Here is an 18,010-nt window from a genome sequence, read left to right on the forward strand (position 1 = left end):
AGTACACGGCTAAGCATGCGCATGGTGCACCAAATCCTGAAAATAATCCAACAAAAAAAGATTCCGACCATCTTCCTAAGATGATCGGAATCTTTTTCGTTATTTTGGCTAGTTATGTCCCAGCCTCTTTTATTCTCTGAAAGAAGATCAAACATGTTCCTATACATATAAGCATAAACTGTTACTAACTACTTTTATAAGGAGATCATAATATGAAACAATATGCTGTTTTACGATTATTATTAGCTGGTTTTTTACTGTATATAGCCTTTCCAAATGTACAAACGCATCCAGAAGGGTTAGCACATCTGTATTGGTTTAGTTGGTTAGTTCTTTTTACATTAGTTATTGGTGCAAACTTGGCAACTGTACTAATAGAAAAAGAAGAAACAAAAAAAGAAGTTACGCATGTAAAACAAGTAAAAGTAATGAAAAATTGATACAATCACCAGACAACTGTATAATAACACTATAGTCTAAAATATTAGTACAGTTAGAAAGAATGGTGAACAGGTGTGGCCACGAAACATGAACAGATTCTATTACATATAGAGTCATTAAAAGTTGGAAACAAAATCTCAGTAAGGCAAATTGCGAAAGAATTAAATGTAAGTGAGGGAACGGCCTATCGAGCAATTAAAGAAGCAGAAAATCAAGGGATTGTTAGTACAATTGAGCGCGTTGGTACTATTCGAATTGAACAAAAAAAGAAAGAAAACTTTGAGCAACTAACATTTGCTGAAATTGTTGGAATTGTAGATGGACAAGTATTAGGTGGACGAGACGGATTATATAAGACATTACATAAATTTGTCATTGGTGCAATGAAATTAGATGCGATGATGCGCTATACTGAAAAAGATTCGCTATTAATAGTCGGTAACCGTGTTGAAGCCCATGAACTAGCTCTAAAAGAGGGCGCAGCTGTCTTAATTACTGGTGGTTTTGATACAGATGATCAAGTTAAGCGACTAGCTGATGAGAAGAAACTACCAATAATTTCTACTAGTTATGATACATTTACGGTTGCGGCAATGATTAACCGTGCCATATATGATCAACTTATTAAAAAAGAAATTGTTATCGTGGGTGATATATTCACCCCTTTTTCAGAAACGTACTATGTAATGAATAAAGATCCACTTTCAAAATGGTATGCGTTCAATGAAGAAACGACACATAGTCGATATCCAGTTGTTGATGATCAAAATCGCGTAATTGGTATTGTGACATCCAAAGATATTATTGGTAAACAGCATCATCTTCCCATTGATAAGGTCATGACTAAAAATCCTATGACGGTTTTAAAAGAAACATCGTTAGCATACGCAGCACATATGATGGTCTGGGAAGGTATTGAAATTATGCCGGTAGTTGACAACTATAATCGGCTACTCGGGTTAATTTCAAGACAAGACGTATTAAAAGCGCTACAACAAGTGCAACGGCAACCACAAGTTGGAGAAACGATTGATGATATTATCACAAGTGGTCTTTCGGTCATATCAAATGACCCACAGCAAATGGTATTTCGATCAAACGTAACACCACAAATGACAAATGCACTGGGGACCCTATCAAATGGTGTACTTGTTTCTTTTGTAACTGAAGCGGGAAGTCGACTTATACGTCAACTTAAAAGGGCTGATATTGTTGTCGAAAATTTATCTGTTTATTTCTTAAAGCCTGTTCAGCTAGAAAATACACTATTTATTAAACCAAGGTTACTAGACGTAGGACGAAAATCTGCTAAAGTAGATGTAGAAGTTTTTCACGATAAAGAAATAATAGGGAAAGCAATATTAATCGCGCAATTAATTGATCGATACTAGAATTAGGAATGGAAGCAAAAGATATAAAATAATAAAGAGGTGTAAGTGTGATAACAAAAGATATTATAAAGAAGATTAAATCATATCAACGAATCATTATTCATCGACATGTTCGGCCTGATCCAGATGCACTTGGTTCACAAGTAGGATTAGCAGAAATTATTAAGACGAGTTTTCCAGACAAAGAGGTTTTTGTGGTTGGAGATGAAGAAGAATCGCTATTCTTTTTGGCTAAAATGGATCAAATTGATGACGATACATTCAAAGGGGCATTAGCAATTATTTGCGATGCAGCTAACCAGGAAAGAATCTCAGATAAACGCTATCTTCAAGCAGCAGAGATTATAAAAATTGATCATCACCCTGAAGTAGATGTATATGGTGATATTTCATGGATAAATACGCAATCAAGTTCCACAAGTGAAATGGTTTATGAGCTTTTTGTTAATAGTAAAGAAGTTGGAATTAAGATTTCTGATCGCGCTGCTATGCTTTTATATGCTGGTATTGTTGGAGATACAGGCAGATTTCTTTTTCCGAGCGCAACGGATATTACATTTCAATATGCTTCTGAATTAGTGAAATATGATTTTAATCGAACGAAATTATATGATAACTTATATAGAATGAATGAAAATATTGCACATCTTAAAGGTTATATTTTGCAAAACTTTACCGTATCACCAAACGGTGTTAGTGCGATTAGAATAACGAAGGATATTTTAGCAGAATATCATTTAACGCCAGAAGAAACGAGTAAACTTGTAGGTGTTTTAGGTGATATTGAAGGCATTCGAGCTTGGGTGATCTTTGTAGAAGATGCTGAACTTATTCGTGTTAGACTGCGATCTAAAGGTCCAGTTATTCATAAAATTGCTGCAAAATTCAATGGTGGTGGACACCCGTTAGCTTCTGGAGCAACTATTTATGATTGGAAAGAAACAGAGACTGTAATAGCTGAACTTGAACAAGCATGTCAAAAATTTGCTGAATAGAACTATTCAAGTAAAACAATTTAGAAAGAAATATGAATTATCCGTATTTCTTTCTATTTCTTTTAATAATGTCTAAGTACCAGGGGTTAGTTCGATTTGTAAGCTGAGCACTTCCGTAATAAATAGGTGTTTTACTTCAGCTTGGTAAGAAAAATCATCAATCCGATAGGTTTTGTTTTCAATTGTTTTGATAAGTAAACTATAATTTTCAGATAGACTTTCAACATCTCTTCCAATTATGTCCGTCATTTCAGCTTTTATTTTCTCTTCGAATTCCCTGGCTATTAAATGATCTAAGTCTAATTTTTCTTGATTTGTTATAGTGATTTCAATAGAAGTAATCGTTACTTTTTGTTGATACTTTTGATCTAATTCTTTATTATTTTCTTCTAAGGCTTTATAATTTGAATTTAATTCTTGTAAGGCAGCATGTAATTCTAAGTTTTCCTCTACCCAATTTTCATATAATTGGCCATACATATAAACAAAGACGCAGAATGCTAGTATTGCACCAACAAATGTACCTGCCATAAATCGTTGCCAACTTTCACGCTTATAAAATGGTGGAATATGCACTATTCTATCTCCTCTTGAATAAGCCATTCGATCACTAATAAAGCAGTCTGTACGCCTCCCATGGCAGTTATAATGAGAAGTATTTGTTTAATCATATCTAAAGTTGATCCTTCAAATATCCCTCTTTCAAAATTGGATATCGCATCAAATGTGCCGCCGATTGCTGCAACAATAGCCCAGATACGTAAACTTTTTGCAATTCTTCCCATCATGGTCATTGGTGGTTCTCCTGTTGCAAAAGCTCCAATGCTACCTATGAAGGCACCACCTATAATGACGCCAAGTGCGATGAAATAGCATTGAATCATCGATGCTAAAAAGCGTTCTTCCATTTTAGTATCTCCTTCATATATTCAGCTTGGATAATCTGAACATTTCTAACTATTTAGTCTTACTAACTATATGAAAAAAAAGGACAAGGTATGTTATTGATTTTAAAGTTAGACAAGATTCATATATAATAAAAGTAATGAAACAGCAGAGTTCATACAAGAAGGTGGGAGAAAATTGGCATTTACTCACTTACAAGTTCGTAGTGGATATAGCATGATGAAAAGTACAGTTAAATTAAATAAATTAGTAGAACAAGCAAAAGAGTTTAAAATGGATGCTATTGCATTAACAGATGAAAATGTTTTGCATGGTGCCGTTTCTTTTTATCGTCTTTGCATAAATGCAGACATGAAACCAATTATTGGTATGGTAATTAGTGTTCAGGAAAATACAGGAGAAACGATTCAAATTATTGCTCTAGCTAAAAATAATCAAGGTTATAAGAATCTACTTCAAATTAGTTCAATTATTCAGACTGCCGGAATAGGATTTATTGATCAAAAAGATTTACTAGTGTATGGGAAGGATATTATATTTATTTTGCCTGTAGCAAATTCAGCGCTAGAACATTTAGCAGAAGCGAATAAAGCGGAAGAAATGGCTGTATATATAAATGAATGGAATAAGGTGATACCTGATTTACCAATTTACATAGGAATTCAAAGTATAGATAAATCAAACTTTTCCATTTTAAAACAAGTATGCGATACGCTTCCAAACGAAGCTGTTGCAATTAGTGATGTGCGCTATTTACGTCGTGAAGATCATAAGGCTTATGATTGTTTGCGTGCGATGGAACAAGGAAAGAAGTGGGCCTATCAAACCGAAACCAGTGCACGGGAGAATCACTACTATAAGACGCCTGAAGAGGTGGCGCGAAGTTATGAGCAATGGCCTGAGCTAATACAAAAAGCAAGTGAAGTTGTTGACCAGTGCAATGTTAAACTCGTATTAGATCAACCTACTTTACCAAAATTTCCATTAGCTGAAACACATGAAAAAGCTGCTTATTTAAAAGAATTATGTGAAAAAGCATTTATAACAAAGTATCCTAATGCAACAGCTGACATACGAAATCGTTTGGAAAGAGAATTAGACGTAATTAACCGTATGCAATTCAGTGACTATTTCTTAATTGTATGGGATTTTGTTCAATATGCTAAGCAACATTCTATTATGGTCGGACCTGGAAGGGGATCCGCAGCAGGTTCAATTGTTGCTTACCTGTTAGATATTACAGAAGTAGATCCTATTAGATATGATTTATTATTTGAGCGATTCTTAAATCCTGATCGTGTTTCAATGCCAGACATTGATATTGACTTTTCAGATCATCGTCGTGACGAAGTTATTGCTTATGTTAAAGAAAAGTATGGAAAAGATCATGTTGCTCAAATTGGAACTTTTGGAACCTTTGCAACAAGATCTGTTATCAGAGAACTGTGTAAAACGATGGAAATAACTGCCGAAGAGCAATCTTTTATCCTAAAGGAAATTCCAAATCAGGGTGCTAAATCTGTTGCCGAAAGCCTTAGATATTCTACATCTTTAATGGATTATGTGAAACAATCGAACCAATTACAACAATTGTTTAAAATTGCAACAAAACTAGAAGGTTTACCAAGGCATTTATCAACACATGCGGCTGGAATTGTTATTAGTGAAAGCCCTTTGGTTGAAAGTACTCCATTAACAACAAGTGGGAATGAAGAAATGTATTTAACCCAATTTGCTATGAAGGATATAGAGGCTGTTGGATTATTAAAAATGGATTTTTTAGGGTTGCGTAATTTGACATTAATAGAAAGAATTGTTCGTACAGTCGAGCAAAATGAAAAACGTTCGATTATTGTAAAGGATATTCCATTAAATGATCGAGCAACTTTTGAATTACTGCAAAGAGGCGGAACCAATGGTGTATTCCAATTGGAATCCCAAGGCATGCAACGGGTGCTAAAAGATTTATATCCTACAGAATTTGAGGACATTGTTGCGGTAAATGCTTTATATCGTCCTGGTCCAATGGAATTCATCCCTACATATGTTAATAGAAAACATGGTAAAGAGCCAATGAATTATGCACATCCTGACTTGAAAGCCATTTTAGAGCCTACTTATGGTGTACTAATTTATCAGGAACAAATTATGCAAATTTCTAATAAGATGGCTGGTTTTACATATGGTCAAGCTGATATTTTACGTCGTGCAGTAAGTAAAAAACAAAAAGAACAGATGGAACAATTAGAACAACAATTTATACAAGGTTGTATAACCAATGGTTATCAACAAAAAGTGGCAGAAGAATTGTTTACATGGATTATTCGATTTTCTAATTATGGGTTTAACCGAAGCCATGCAGTAGCTTATAGTTTAATTTCCTATCAATTGGCATACTTAAAAGCTAATTATCCAGCTTATTTTCTAACAGATATACTTAGTTCTGTTGCTGGTCAACATGATAAAATAAGCTTATATGCAAAAGAGGCAAAGGAGCTTGGAATTGAAATACTGCAACCATCGATAAATAAAAGTTATGGTGGCTTTATGGTAGAAAAGGGAAATATCAGAATGGGATTGTGGTCGATAAAAGGTATCGGAAATCAAGTTATAAAAGAAATCTTACAAGCAAGAAAAGCGGGTAAATTTAAACATTTATTTGACTTTTGTTTACGTGTCCCTGTTCAAATTGTAAATCGTCCAGCACTAGAAGCTTTGATTATGGCTGGTGCTTTTGATGAGACAAATAATGATCGAGCTAAATTGTTAGCTACGATAGATCAAGCATTAGAACAAGGCGAATTATTTAGTGACTTTGAAGATCAAACATCTTTCTTTCGAGATGATTTGCAACTAGACGTAAGCTATGTGGAGGTAGAACCATTTACAACTATGCAACAACTGGCTTTAGAAAAGGACTTGCTGGGCATGTATGTATCAAGTCATCCGCTCACAGTATACCGTGAAAAGTTTCGTGCAAACGGATATTTATCGCTCACACAATTACAAAATATGATCGGTAAAAACAATCGACATACCGTTGTTGTTGTTCAACAAATTAAAGTTATTCGAACAAAGCGTGGTGATCAAATGGCATTCCTTACGCTAGCTGATGAAGAAATGGAGATGGATGCAGTAGTATTTCCAGATGTTTATCGTGAAATTAACAGGTGGATTAAAGAAGAAATGTTAGTGGTTATCAAAGGAAAGTCAGAAGAACGACAAAATAAGATCCAATTACTAGTTACACAAATAAGTCAATTTGATGATATGCTGTTAGAAGAAGTTAGCAATAAGCAACGTTTGTTTGTACAAGTTGATCAGCAAACAGAACGAGATGCATTGCAACTCTTAAAGCAATTAGCAGAAAAACACCCTGGTAAAACACCTGTTATTGTTTATCACTCCCATAAAGATGTGACGTATCAATTGGCACCCACGTATAATTTAGAACTTGAAAGAGAGTGTCTTCGTAAGCTTAATGATACTCTTGGTAAAGAAAATGTTGTAGTGAAAAAGTGATTCTGTTATGTAGAATAACTTTACAGTGATAATGCATCTGCTATAATAGAAGAGTTGTGTGATCAGAATAATAAATGCCTTACTATATCTTTTAATTTATTAATTGTAAGAATTAGTTATCCAAACCAAAGTTTTAGATTATCAATGTGAACAAATTAAGAAAAAATAAATGGAGCATATACATATACAATGAAATCAAATATGGTTGGTGTAATCAGACACAGCCTGTGTGAAATTAAGATGAAGTTAATATATTGCTTAAATACGATAAGGAGGAGTCATCCTTGCCGATAAAAGATATTTTCACAAAAAAGAAAAAGTATGCATCGATTCCAAGTGAAAAAGCAAAACAAGATATACCACACGGATTGATGAAAAAATGTAATGGATGTCAAAAGATTTTTTATGAAAAAGAATGGACTAAAAATTTAAATGTATGTCCAGAATGTGGTTTGCATCACCAGTTACCAGCTTTTGAACGAATTGAAATACTGTGTGATGAGGATACATTTCAAGAGTGGGATCAAGAGTTGCAATCAACAGATCCTTTGGAGTTTCCAGGATATGAACAAAAGGTTTTAAAGGATAAAGAAAAAACAGGTTTAAATGAGGCAGTTGTAACTGGACAAGGTAAGATTAACGGATATGACACGGCAATAGTTGTTATGGATTCAAGGTTTCGAATGGGCAGTATGGGAGCTGTTGTCGGAGAAAAAGTAGCCCGTGCCATTGAGAATGCAAATAAGCTTTCTATTCCTATTATTATTTTTACCGCTTCTGGTGGTGCACGTATGCAGGAAGGTGTTATTAGTCTGATGCAAATGGCTAAAACATCCATTGCAATTCAACGCTTAAATAAATCTGGAGGTTGCTTGATTAGTGTTATGACTAATCCTACTACCGGAGGCGTTTCAGCAAGCTTTGCATCAATTGGAGATTATCATTTTGCAGAGCCTGGTGCGCTTATTGGGTTCGCTGGCAGAAGAATTATTGAACAAACGATTCGAGAAAAACTTCCTAGTGATTTTCAAACTGCAGAATTTCAACTTGAACATGGACAAATTGATAAAGTTGTTTCTAGGAAAGAAATGAAACAAGTTCTAACAACCGTATTAGATCTTCACCAGGCAAGGGGGCAAGAAGCTTGAAACAAGTATTAGAATTTGAAAAGCCCGTAATAGAATTACGCGAAAAGATAAACGAATTAAAAAAGCTAACTGAAGGTAGCGATATGGATTTATCAAATGAGATTACTACACTTGAAAAGCGACTGGAGAAATTAGAAGAAGACATTTATGGGAATATAAAACCATGGGATCGAGTTATGATTGCTCGTCATACCGACCGACCAACTACTTTAGATTATATTGAACTTTTATTCACTGACTTTTTGGAATTGCATGGCGATCGCTTATTTGGAGATGATACAGCGATAGTAACAGGTATAGCCAAGTATCAGGGAACACCGGTAACGGTAATTGGTCATCAGCGTGGTAAGAATACAAAGGACAATATTTATCGTAATTTTGGTAGTCCACATCCAGAAGGTTTTCGAAAAGCATTGCGACATATGAAACTAGCAGCTAAATTTAATCGTCCAATAATTACTTTTATTGATACAAAAGGTGCACACCCTGGTAAAGCTGCAGAAGAACGAGGACAAAGTGAAGCAATTGCACGTAACCTAATGGAAATGGGCGGTTTGGAAGTACCGATTATCTCCGTAGTTATCGGAGAAGGTGGTAGCGGAGGAGCGCTTGCATTAGGTGTTGCAGATGATTTATATATGCTAGAGAACTCAACATACTCGGTTATTTCACCTGAAGGTGCAGCAAGTATTTTGTGGAAAGATGCAAAACATGCACAAGAAGCTGCTGAATCATTAAAAATAACTGCAAAAGATTTAAAGGATTTGAAGATAATTGATGATGTGATCCCAGAACCAAGAGGCGGAGCTCATCGAGATGTCGAGTTACAGGCATCTTATATCGATCCCTTTATTAAAAAGTCTCTAAAAAGTTTGAGTGGTCTTGAACCAGATGCATTAGTTGAGCGTAGATGGGAAAAATATAAAGATATTGGTTCAATTTAAATTATTTTTACAAATATTGGTTTTTGTAGAAGTGTAATTTTGTATAAATAATGAAATCGTTGTAAAATTGCTTAAAATCGTCATATTTAGGGGTGAGTTTCCCTGATTTTTCATGTATAATTTTAATTGCAATAAAGCGTACTCATAATTAAAAGAGACAAGTTTGAAAAAACGCTTTAAAGGAAATATTAAGTAGGAGTGTATTAGATGAAAAAGATTGGTGTACTGACAAGTGGAGGTGACTCTCCAGGTATGAATGCAGCAATTAGAGCTGTAGTTCGTAAAGGGATCTTCCATGATATGGAAGTGTATGGTATTTATAATGGTTACCAAGGGTTAATGGCTGGTAACATAAAAAGATTGGAACTAGGTTCTGCGGGTGACATTATTCAACGTGGTGGAACAATCTTATTTTCAGCTCGATCAGAAGAGTTTAAAACAGAAGAAGGGCAGAATGTTGCAATTGAACAGTTAAATAAATTTGGAATTGAAGGTTTAATTGTAATTGGAGGAGACGGTTCTTTCCAAGGTGCTGCTAAATTAACAGCAAAAGGTTATCCTTGTATCGGTGTGCCTGGTACAATTGATAATGATATTCCTGGAACAGATTACACAATTGGTTTTGATACTGCATTAAATACGATTATAGATGCTATCGATAAAATTCGTGATACGGCAACTTCACACGAGCGGACATATGTAATTGAAGTTATGGGACGCGATGCAGGTGACTTAGCTTTATGGGCGGGGCTTGCAGATGGAGCAGAAAGTATCTTGATCCCAGAAAACGATAATGATTTTGACATCGTGGTAAATCGTTTGAAAAGAGGACAAGCAAGAGGTAAAAAGCACAGTATCATTGTACTTGCAGAAGGTGTTGGAAACGGCATGGACTATGGTAAAAAAATTCAAGATGCTACTGGAATGGAAACTAGAGTGACAGTTCTTGGACACATTCAACGTGGTGGTAAACCAACAGGGTTTGATCGTGTACTTGCAAGTCGTCTTGGTGCTAAAGCTGTTGAATTATTGCTTGCGGGTGAAGCTGGTAAAATGGTTGGTATTCAAAATAACCAGTTAGTTAGTCATGATATTATAGAAGTGCTAACGCGTAAACATAAAATTGATTTAGATATGTATAAGCTCTCTAATGAACTATCTATATAGATAAAAGGGAAAAGTGTTATAAATTGAAGGAGGAAATTTTTAATGAGAAGAACTAAAATTGTTTGTACAATTGGACCAGCTTCAGAAACAGTGGAGCAATTAGTCCAGTTAATTGATGCAGGAATGAACGTAGCACGTCTGAATTTTTCACATGGTGATTTTGAGGAGCACGGTCAACGTATCGTAAATATAAGAGAAGCTGCTAAGAAAACAGGGAAAACTGTAGCGATCTTACTTGACACGAAAGGTCCAGAAATCAGAACGAATACAATGAAAAATGGTGAAGTACATATTACCAAAGGCAAAGAAATTAACATTTCTATGAAAGAAGTTGAAGGAACAGAAGAAAAATTTTCTGTCAGCTATCCGCAACTAATTGATGATGTACATGTTGGATCAAAAATCCTTCTAGATGATGGTTTAATTGAATTAGAAGTTATTGACATTTTAAATGATCAAAAAGAATTAAAAACAATAGCATTAAATTCTGGTGTATTAAAAAACAAAAAAGGTGTAAATGTACCAAATGTAAGTGTTAATCTTCCTGGAATCACAGATAAAGATGCAGCAGATATTAAATTTGGTATTGAGCAAGATGTTGATTTCATTGCAGCATCATTTGTTCGTCGCGCCTCAGATGTATTAGAAATTAAACAGCTATTGGAAACGAATAATGCTTCTCATATCCATATTATCCCTAAAATTGAGAATCAGGAAGGTGTCGACAATCTGGATGCTATCCTACAGGTAAGTGATGGATTAATGGTTGCTCGTGGTGACTTAGGTGTTGAAATTCCACCAGAAGATGTGCCATTAGTACAAAAAGATATGATTAGAAAATGTAATACTGCAGGCAAACCTGTTATTACAGCAACACAAATGTTAGATTCTATGCAACGTAACCCGCGTCCAACACGTGCTGAGGCATCCGATGTTGCGAATGCTATTTTTGATGGTTCAGATGCAATCATGCTTTCTGGTGAAACAGCAGCAGGTGACTATCCTGTTGAGGCAGTTCAAACAATGAGTAATATTGCTACAAAAGCAGAAACAGCAATTGACCATAAGTCTGTATTAGATATACGTTCTAAATCAAGTGAATTAACGATTACTGATGCGATTAGTCAATCTGTTAATCATTCAGCTATGAATTTAAATGTAGATGCTATCCTAACGCCGACTGCTAGTGGACATACAGCACGTATGATCTCGAAGTATCGTCCTGAAGCACCAATTATTGCCGTAACATTTGATGAAAGAATTAGCCGTCGTCTATCACTTGTTTGGGGCGTGCAATCCATTCTTGGAGAACTAGCTTATTCTACAGATGATGTCTTAGATTTGGCTATCCAAAAAGGTTTATCAGCTGGTCATTTTAATTACGGAGACCGAGTTATCATAACAGCAGGTGTACCTGTTGGAGAAAGTGGAACAACTAACTTGATGAAAATCCATATTATTGGTGATGTTTTAACAAAAGGCCAAGGTATTGGAAAAGGAAGTTCATTTGGTAAAGCAGTTCTAGCTAAAAATGCAGAAGAAGCAAATGCAAAAATGAAGCAAGGTGACATTCTTGTAACTTATGGCACAGATAAAGAGATGATGTCAGCAGTAGAGAAAGCTAGTGGTATTGTTACTGAAGAAGGTGGATTAACTTCTCATGCGGCATTAGTTGGATTAGACTTAGGAATCCCTGTTATTGTTGGAGTCGAAAAGGCAATTAATTTAATTGAAGACGGGCAAGATATTACAATCGATGCTAAAAAAGGTGATATTTACAGTGGACATGCAAGTATATTGTAATAGTTTTAGATAAAAAGAAGGGATTTTCCCTTCTTTTTTTCACCTAATTAGGAATCAGTATAAAAAAGGAGCGTAATCATTTGTTTCGATGGTTGTTACTATTTATATTAGTTGTACCAGCATTAGAAATTGGTATTTTTATCTGGGCTGGCGGATACATCGGTACGTGGTGGGTAATAGCTTTAATTGTCTTAACTGGTATTATGGGAGCCGCTTTAGCTAAGAAACAAGGCTTGGAGACATTAAATCAAGCTAGAACGCAAATGAGTTATGGTCAAGCACCAGCAGAACAAATTTTTGATGGCATATGTATATTAATAGGTGCAGTTGTTCTATTAACACCTGGTTTTATTACCGACGCAATAGGTTTTCTATTATTGTTACCAGTAACAAGAACACCAATTAAACGGTGGTTACGTAACGTATTACAATCCATGTTGGATAAAGGGACAATCACCATATTTAAACGATAAAATCGTTTAAAAAACAATCTTATATAATGTTAATCTTTCCCTTCATAAATGTAACACCACAAGTTTAGCAGAATACCAGTTTTAGATAATGTTTGCATAAACATGACGATGAACGGTGCAACAAAGACACCCAATAATCCAAATAATTGATAGGAAGCAAAAGCTGTAATCAGCATCCATAATGGATTAACCCCAATATGAGATGCTAATAATTTTGGTTCCATCAGTTGCCGCTGGATTATAACTATCATGTATATTGCACATAATTGGATAGTTAAATCAAAATTACCATTTATAAATTGATAGATAATCCAAGGAATAAAGAATAAGCCGGTCCCCAAATAGGGAATAAAGTCTACGATACCAATTAAAAGTGCGAGTGTAAAAGGATAGTCAATATTTATCACAAGTAATCCAATAAAAATAAGCAATGTTGAAATTAAAGTTAATATGAGCTGTGCTTTAAAAAAACTATATAGCGTATGCTTGAATGTTTTTGTGACAGCTCCCATCTTATTTAGAAATTTAATTGGTATTATTTTATTGTACCAATTTTGAAGCTTGTACCAATCTTTACTAATAAAAAACGTACCTAATAAAATAAAAAAAGAAACAGATAATAAATTTGGTAGACCTCTAATAAAATTTGTTGCTGTAAAAAAGAAATTTTCTAAGATAGCAGAACCACTGGAAGCAATTTCGCTTATCGTTTGTTGTAATTGTTTCACAATAGTAGTTTGCTGTGCAGATTGTAAATGTTCATATCGAATCATTAGTTTATCGTATATTGGTAATAGAGTTGATTCGATCCATCTCTGAATATAGTGCAAAAAATCTTGGAAATGAGCAGGGATATATTTGGCTAAAAACAGCAATGCTTGAATAGATTCGAGCATACAGATCATCACAAAAGAAATCAAAATTGTGGAAATAATAGAAATCGTTAATAAACTTGCAAAAGTACGATGTAAATGCCACTTTTGTTCTAGAAATGTGATGAAAGGATTTAATAGGAACGCAATAATAAAAGCGATTATAAATGGATAGGTATATCTTATTAAAACAGTAAAAGTTATGATAGAAAGAAAGACTAGTAAAACAACATAGAATAAACGAATAATGCGAGCTATTATATGTTTAGGTATCATGTGCAACCCTCCCTATATATAAAGATATTTTCCATTTGTGTATATTATGTGATAATATAAAAATTAATCGACGTTTGCCTTTTTTGGTAACGCAAGTGGAGGCGTCACAATTATGATTAATCAATCAACATTATTTTTGTTGTTATTATTCGCATTAGGTTACATAGGAAAAAACCAATCAATTATGATAGCCGTCTATGTATTGTTGGGTATGAAGCTTTTTAAAATGGATGACAAGTTATTTCCTTATATACAAGATAAAGGGATGTTGTGGGGAGTTACTATTATTACAATAGCTGTACTAATCCCAATCGCTAGTGGGGATATTGGATTTAAAGATCTGATCGAAAGTGTAAAGTCTTACTATGGTTGGATTGCTCTTGGAGCTGGTGCGTTTGTCGCAATTGTAGCTAAGGGAGGATTAGACTTATTAGCTAATGATCCACATTTAACAACTGCACTTGTTATGGGTACCATACTAGCTGTGGTTTTATTTCAGGGCGTAGCTGTTGGTCCATTAATTGGTGCTGGCATTGCTTATATGGTTATGCGAATTGTAGACTTTTTTATACCATAAATGAACTGAAATATAAGTCGATTTTATTTAGATAATAATTATGCTAGCTAACTGAATAAAAACGTAAAAGTAAAGGAGTGGAATGCAATGTCAACTACCAAAGGACTAGAAGGAGTCATTGCAACAGAATCATCTATTAGTTCAATTATTGATGACCAATTGACCTATGTAGGTTATAAAATTGATGATCTTGCAGAACATTCTAGTTTTGAGGAAGTTGTGTATCTATTATGGCATAAACGACTTCCAACACAATCAGAATTGACTGAGATTCAAAATGAATTGACTTCTAATATGGTGCTTCCAGATGAAGTCATTAAACTTTTTAATATGTATGATCTTTCTGCCATTCATCCAATGGCTGCTTTACGTACAGCTATATCTTTATTGGGTTTATCTGATCCAGAGGTAGACATAATGGAACCAGAGGCTAATTTGCGAAAGGCTATTCGGTTACAGGCAAAGATATCTACAGTAATCACTGCATTTTCTCGCCTAAGAGAAGGCGAAGAACCAATTGCACCTAAACCTGGACTTAGTTATGCAGAAAATTTTCTTTACATGTTAAAAGGAAAAGAAGCTGAAGCAATTGAAGTAGAAGCTTTTAATAAAGCACTTGTTCTTCATGCTGATCATGAGTTAAATGCTTCTACGTTTACAGCGCGGGTTTGTGTTGCTACATTGTCTGATCTCTATTCGGGTGTTATCGCAGCAATTGGTGCTTTAAAGGGACCTTTACATGGTGGTGCTAATGAACAAGTTATGCAAATGTTAACCGATATAGCTGAAGTAGATAATGCTATACCGTATATACAAGAGAAGCTGGAAAACAAAGAAAAAATTATGGGAATGGGACATCGTGTTTACCGAACGGGTGATCCGAGAGCGAAACATCTTAAAAAAATGTCCGAACAATTAACAGAAGTAACAGGACAATCTAAATGGTATGAAATGTCTGTTAAAATAGAAGCGTACATTAAAGAAAAAAAGGGTTTACCAGCAAACGTAGATTTTTATTCTGCATCTGTCTATCATAGTCTTGGAATAGCACACGACTTGTTCACTCCAATTTTTGCGATGAGTAGAACCTCAGGTTGGTTAGCACATATTTTAGAACAGTACGAGAACAATCGCTTGATTCGTCCACGTGCTGAATATATTGGACCAATCAGACAACCATTTATAGCGTTGGAGGATAGATAGGTTATTAATCTTGATAGAGACAATTACTTAAAAGCAAAAGTGAAAAAAATAGTTTGAGTGGGGTCATTAAGAAACTGATTTATTAACGAACAAGCAGGAAGAAAGGCAAAGATCTCGACAGACTGACGTTTCGAATTATTTTATTTTTGGTTTACATGTATTTATTTATAATGTTAGCAACTATTAGGAGGTAATAGAATGTCAAAAGGTGAAAAAATCACAGTAGAAAATGGAGTTGTACAAACTCCGGATCACGCAATCATTCCATTTATTGAAGGCGACGGTATTGGCGCTGACATTTGGGCAGCTTCTAGTCGCGTGATTGAAGCAGCAGTAGAGAAAGCTTATCAAGGTAAAAAGTCAATTATATGGAAAGAAGTGTATGCAGGTCAAAAAGCTTTCGACCGTACTGGCGAATGGTTACCTGATGAAACTTTAGATGCGATACGTGAATATAAAATTGCAATAAAAGGACCACTAACAACACCAATTGGTGGGGGAATTCGCTCTTTAAATGTTGCGCTAAGACAACAATTGGATCTTTTTACATGTTTAAGACCTGTACGTTACGTTGATGGTGTTCCGTCACCCGTTAAACGACCTCAGGATACAAATATGGTAATCTTCCGAGAAAATACGGAAGACATTTATGCAGGAATTGAGTGGCAACAGGGTTCAGATGAAGCAAAAAAGGTTATTGACTTCTTGCAAAATGAGATGGGAGTTAAAAATATCCGTTTTCCAGAGACTTCAGGGATTGGTGTCAAGCCGATATCTACGGAAGGAACAAAGCGCCTAGTACGTGCTGCAATTGATTATGCAATCAATGAAGGAAGAAAGAGTGTTACCTTAGTACATAAAGGTAATATTATGAAGTTTACAGAAGGTGCTTTTAAAACGTGGGGCTATGAATTAGCTGAAGAAGAATATGGCGATAAAGTTTTCACATGGGCTACGTATGATAAAATTGTTGAAGAAAAAGGTCGTGAAGCTGCTGATGAGGCTCAGGCAGAAGCTGAGAAAGCAGGTAAAATTATTATTAAAGATTCAATTGCCGACATCTTCTTACAACAAATTTTGACGAGACCTAAAGAATTTGAAGTTGTTGCAACGATGAATTTGAATGGTGATTATATATCAGATGCATTAGCGGCTCAAGTTGGTGGAATTGGTATTGCACCTGGAGCAAATATTAACTATGAAACAGGACATGCAATCTTTGAAGCAACGCATGGTACTGCACCTAAATATGCTGGTTTAGACAAAGTGAATCCATCGTCAGTCATTTTATCTGCTGTATTAATGCTTGAACATATTGGTTGGAAAGAAGCGGCTCAGCTAATTACTAAATCAATGGATAAAACGATCAGTGAGAAAGTAGTTACATACGATTTTGCTCGTATGATGGATAATGCTACAGAAGTTAAAACATCAGAATTCGGTACAGCATTAATTAACAACATGGATTAATAATGTAATAGCAAATTAAAACAACCTCTTATAACACATATAAGAGGTTGTTTTTTCTTATTAAGTCGTAATAGATAGAAACTGCGACGTAGATTCCATATCCGCTCCACAATTGAAATGGGATCGCTTTCCGTGGGCACGGCTTCAGCTAACTCGGATAAGCATAGATCGCTTTCCGAGTGGATCTTCAGCCCGCGCTGTTCCCACAGGAGTCTCACCCATTTCAATTGCTCCGCTGGATAGGCGTTAAAAGTGGTACATCTTTTACTGGTCAGAAGTTTTATTGTACTAATGACAACAGCTGATCACGTTATGCTGATTGATTGTAGCGTAGGACAGTCGACTCCTGCGGGAAAAGCAACAGCTGAAAATCCCACAGGAAGTGCTTTTTGCTTCCGAGGAAGTTGAAGCGTTGGGTCTGTGATTACTCGACCCATCGAAAAGACTTGCCCGCGGAAAGCGACTGACCGAAGCGAAAATCAACATGGCGGTTTACGTCACAGTTTATGATAATTGTGACAATATTTTGGAATGTAAAAATACTAGAGTGAAAAATATTGTTGCTTCTCTGTATGAACAAATGAAGTCTCATTTAGTGTTTTTTTGATGGGACTAGTAATTTCAGTTCAAGTTGATCTAAATACAGCGTTGTTAGATGCTAGTTCTTCTGAAAGTACTATTTATGAAGTAAACTTTAAAATTGTAAATAAAATTTTACATAAGGAAAGACTACTTTATATGTCAATTCTATTCACATACAGTTGGCTTCCATGTATGATGAAGAAAGATAAGTTTGTTTAAAGGGAATGGGTTGCATTATTT

16 protein-coding genes are annotated in these 18,010 nt (G+C 35.0%); 13 read left to right on the forward strand and 3 right to left on the reverse strand.

Features of this window, described 5'->3' with window-relative positions; translation table 11 throughout:
• The first annotated feature begins 212 nt into the window (after window positions 1-212).
• The 3 genes from D2K62_RS16950 to D2K62_RS16960 all read left to right on the forward strand — a co-directional run bounded on the left by D2K62_RS16950 (window position 213) and on the right by D2K62_RS16960 (window position 2,827).
• Window positions 213-440, forward strand: a complete 228-nt coding sequence (locus D2K62_RS16950; protein ID WP_112181607.1) for a hypothetical protein — start codon at window positions 213-215, stop codon at window positions 438-440.
• 75 nt (window positions 441-515) lie between these two features.
• Window positions 516-1,832, forward strand: coding sequence for a DRTGG domain-containing protein (locus tag D2K62_RS16955; RefSeq protein ID WP_112181606.1), 1,317 nt, complete (start codon window positions 516-518; stop codon window positions 1,830-1,832).
• Between the two features lie 50 nt (window positions 1,833-1,882).
• Entirely contained in the window at window positions 1,883-2,827 is a 945-nt protein-coding gene (locus D2K62_RS16960) for a DHH family phosphoesterase (protein ID WP_112182745.1), read from the forward strand.
• 72 nt (window positions 2,828-2,899) lie between these two features.
• On the opposite strand, the gene ytrI is transcribed toward D2K62_RS16960, so the two are convergent.
• Window positions 2,900-3,403 carry a sporulation membrane protein YtrI gene (ytrI, locus tag D2K62_RS16965; protein ID WP_112181605.1) on the reverse strand — a complete coding sequence of 168 codons (504 nt, stop codon included), beginning with the start codon at window positions 3,401-3,403 and terminating at the stop codon, window positions 2,900-2,902.
• Window positions 3,403-3,735 (reverse strand): sporulation membrane protein YtrH, encoded by a 333-nt coding sequence (ytrH, locus tag D2K62_RS16970; protein WP_112181604.1) that lies wholly within the window; start codon window positions 3,733-3,735, stop codon window positions 3,403-3,405. The genes ytrI and ytrH overlap by 1 nt, the downstream gene beginning before the upstream one ends.
• Window positions 3,736-3,910: 175 nt before the next feature.
• Here ytrH and dnaE point away from each other — a divergent pair, with 175 nt between their 5' ends.
• The 6 genes from dnaE (at window position 3,911) to D2K62_RS17000 (ending at window position 12,790) form a co-directional block, all read left to right on the forward strand.
• Complete coding sequence (gene dnaE, locus D2K62_RS16975; protein WP_117161814.1) at window positions 3,911-7,255, forward strand: DNA polymerase III subunit alpha; 3,345 nt, start codon at window positions 3,911-3,913, stop codon at window positions 7,253-7,255.
• 284 nt (window positions 7,256-7,539) lie between these two features.
• The gene (gene accD, locus D2K62_RS16980) at window positions 7,540-8,403 is read left to right on the forward strand and encodes an acetyl-CoA carboxylase, carboxyltransferase subunit beta (protein WP_112181602.1); all 864 of its coding nucleotides are present in this window, start codon (window positions 7,540-7,542) and stop codon (window positions 8,401-8,403) included.
• Entirely contained in the window at window positions 8,400-9,347 is a 948-nt protein-coding gene (accA, locus tag D2K62_RS16985) for an acetyl-CoA carboxylase carboxyl transferase subunit alpha (protein WP_112181601.1), read from the forward strand. The genes accD and accA overlap by 4 nt, the downstream gene beginning before the upstream one ends.
• Window positions 9,348-9,554: 207 nt before the next feature.
• Window positions 9,555-10,514: a 6-phosphofructokinase gene (gene pfkA, locus D2K62_RS16990; protein ID WP_112181600.1), complete on the forward strand. Its 960-nt coding sequence runs from the start codon at window positions 9,555-9,557 to the stop codon at window positions 10,512-10,514.
• 42 nt (window positions 10,515-10,556) lie between these two features.
• Entirely contained in the window at window positions 10,557-12,317 is a 1,761-nt protein-coding gene (pyk, locus tag D2K62_RS16995; protein WP_112181599.1) for a pyruvate kinase, read from the forward strand.
• Window positions 12,318-12,397: 80 nt separating this feature from the next.
• Window positions 12,398-12,790, forward strand: a complete 393-nt coding sequence (locus D2K62_RS17000) for an FxsA family protein (RefSeq protein ID WP_112181598.1) — start codon at window positions 12,398-12,400, stop codon at window positions 12,788-12,790.
• Between the two features lie 29 nt (window positions 12,791-12,819).
• On the opposite strand, the gene ytvI is transcribed toward D2K62_RS17000, so the two are convergent.
• Window positions 12,820-13,938: a sporulation integral membrane protein YtvI gene (ytvI, locus tag D2K62_RS17005; protein WP_112181597.1), complete on the reverse strand. Its 1,119-nt coding sequence runs from the start codon at window positions 13,936-13,938 to the stop codon at window positions 12,820-12,822.
• Between the two features lie 112 nt (window positions 13,939-14,050).
• On the opposite strand from ytvI, the gene D2K62_RS17010 reads away from it, so the two are divergent.
• The 4 genes from D2K62_RS17010 to D2K62_RS17025 all read left to right on the forward strand — a co-directional run bounded on the left by D2K62_RS17010 (window position 14,051) and on the right by D2K62_RS17025 (window position 17,989).
• A complete protein-coding gene (locus D2K62_RS17010) occupies window positions 14,051-14,515 on the forward strand; it encodes a DUF441 domain-containing protein (RefSeq protein ID WP_112181596.1) in 465 nt (154 codons plus the stop codon).
• Between the two features lie 87 nt (window positions 14,516-14,602).
• Entirely contained in the window at window positions 14,603-15,718 is a 1,116-nt protein-coding gene (citZ, locus tag D2K62_RS17015; protein ID WP_112181595.1) for a citrate synthase, read from the forward strand.
• 198 nt (window positions 15,719-15,916) lie between these two features.
• Complete coding sequence (icd, locus tag D2K62_RS17020) at window positions 15,917-17,188, forward strand: NADP-dependent isocitrate dehydrogenase (protein WP_112181594.1); 1,272 nt, start codon at window positions 15,917-15,919, stop codon at window positions 17,186-17,188.
• 606 nt (window positions 17,189-17,794) lie between these two features.
• Window positions 17,795-17,989 carry a hypothetical protein gene (locus D2K62_RS17025; RefSeq protein ID WP_112181593.1) on the forward strand — a complete coding sequence of 65 codons (195 nt, stop codon included), beginning with the start codon at window positions 17,795-17,797 and terminating at the stop codon, window positions 17,987-17,989.
• The last annotated feature ends 21 nt before the right edge of the window (window positions 17,990-18,010 follow it).

The organism is Paraliobacillus sp. X-1268 (genome assembly GCF_003426095.1).
GTDB classification, from domain to species: Bacteria; Bacillota; Bacilli; order Bacillales; family Amphibacillaceae; genus Paraliobacillus_A; species Paraliobacillus_A zengyii.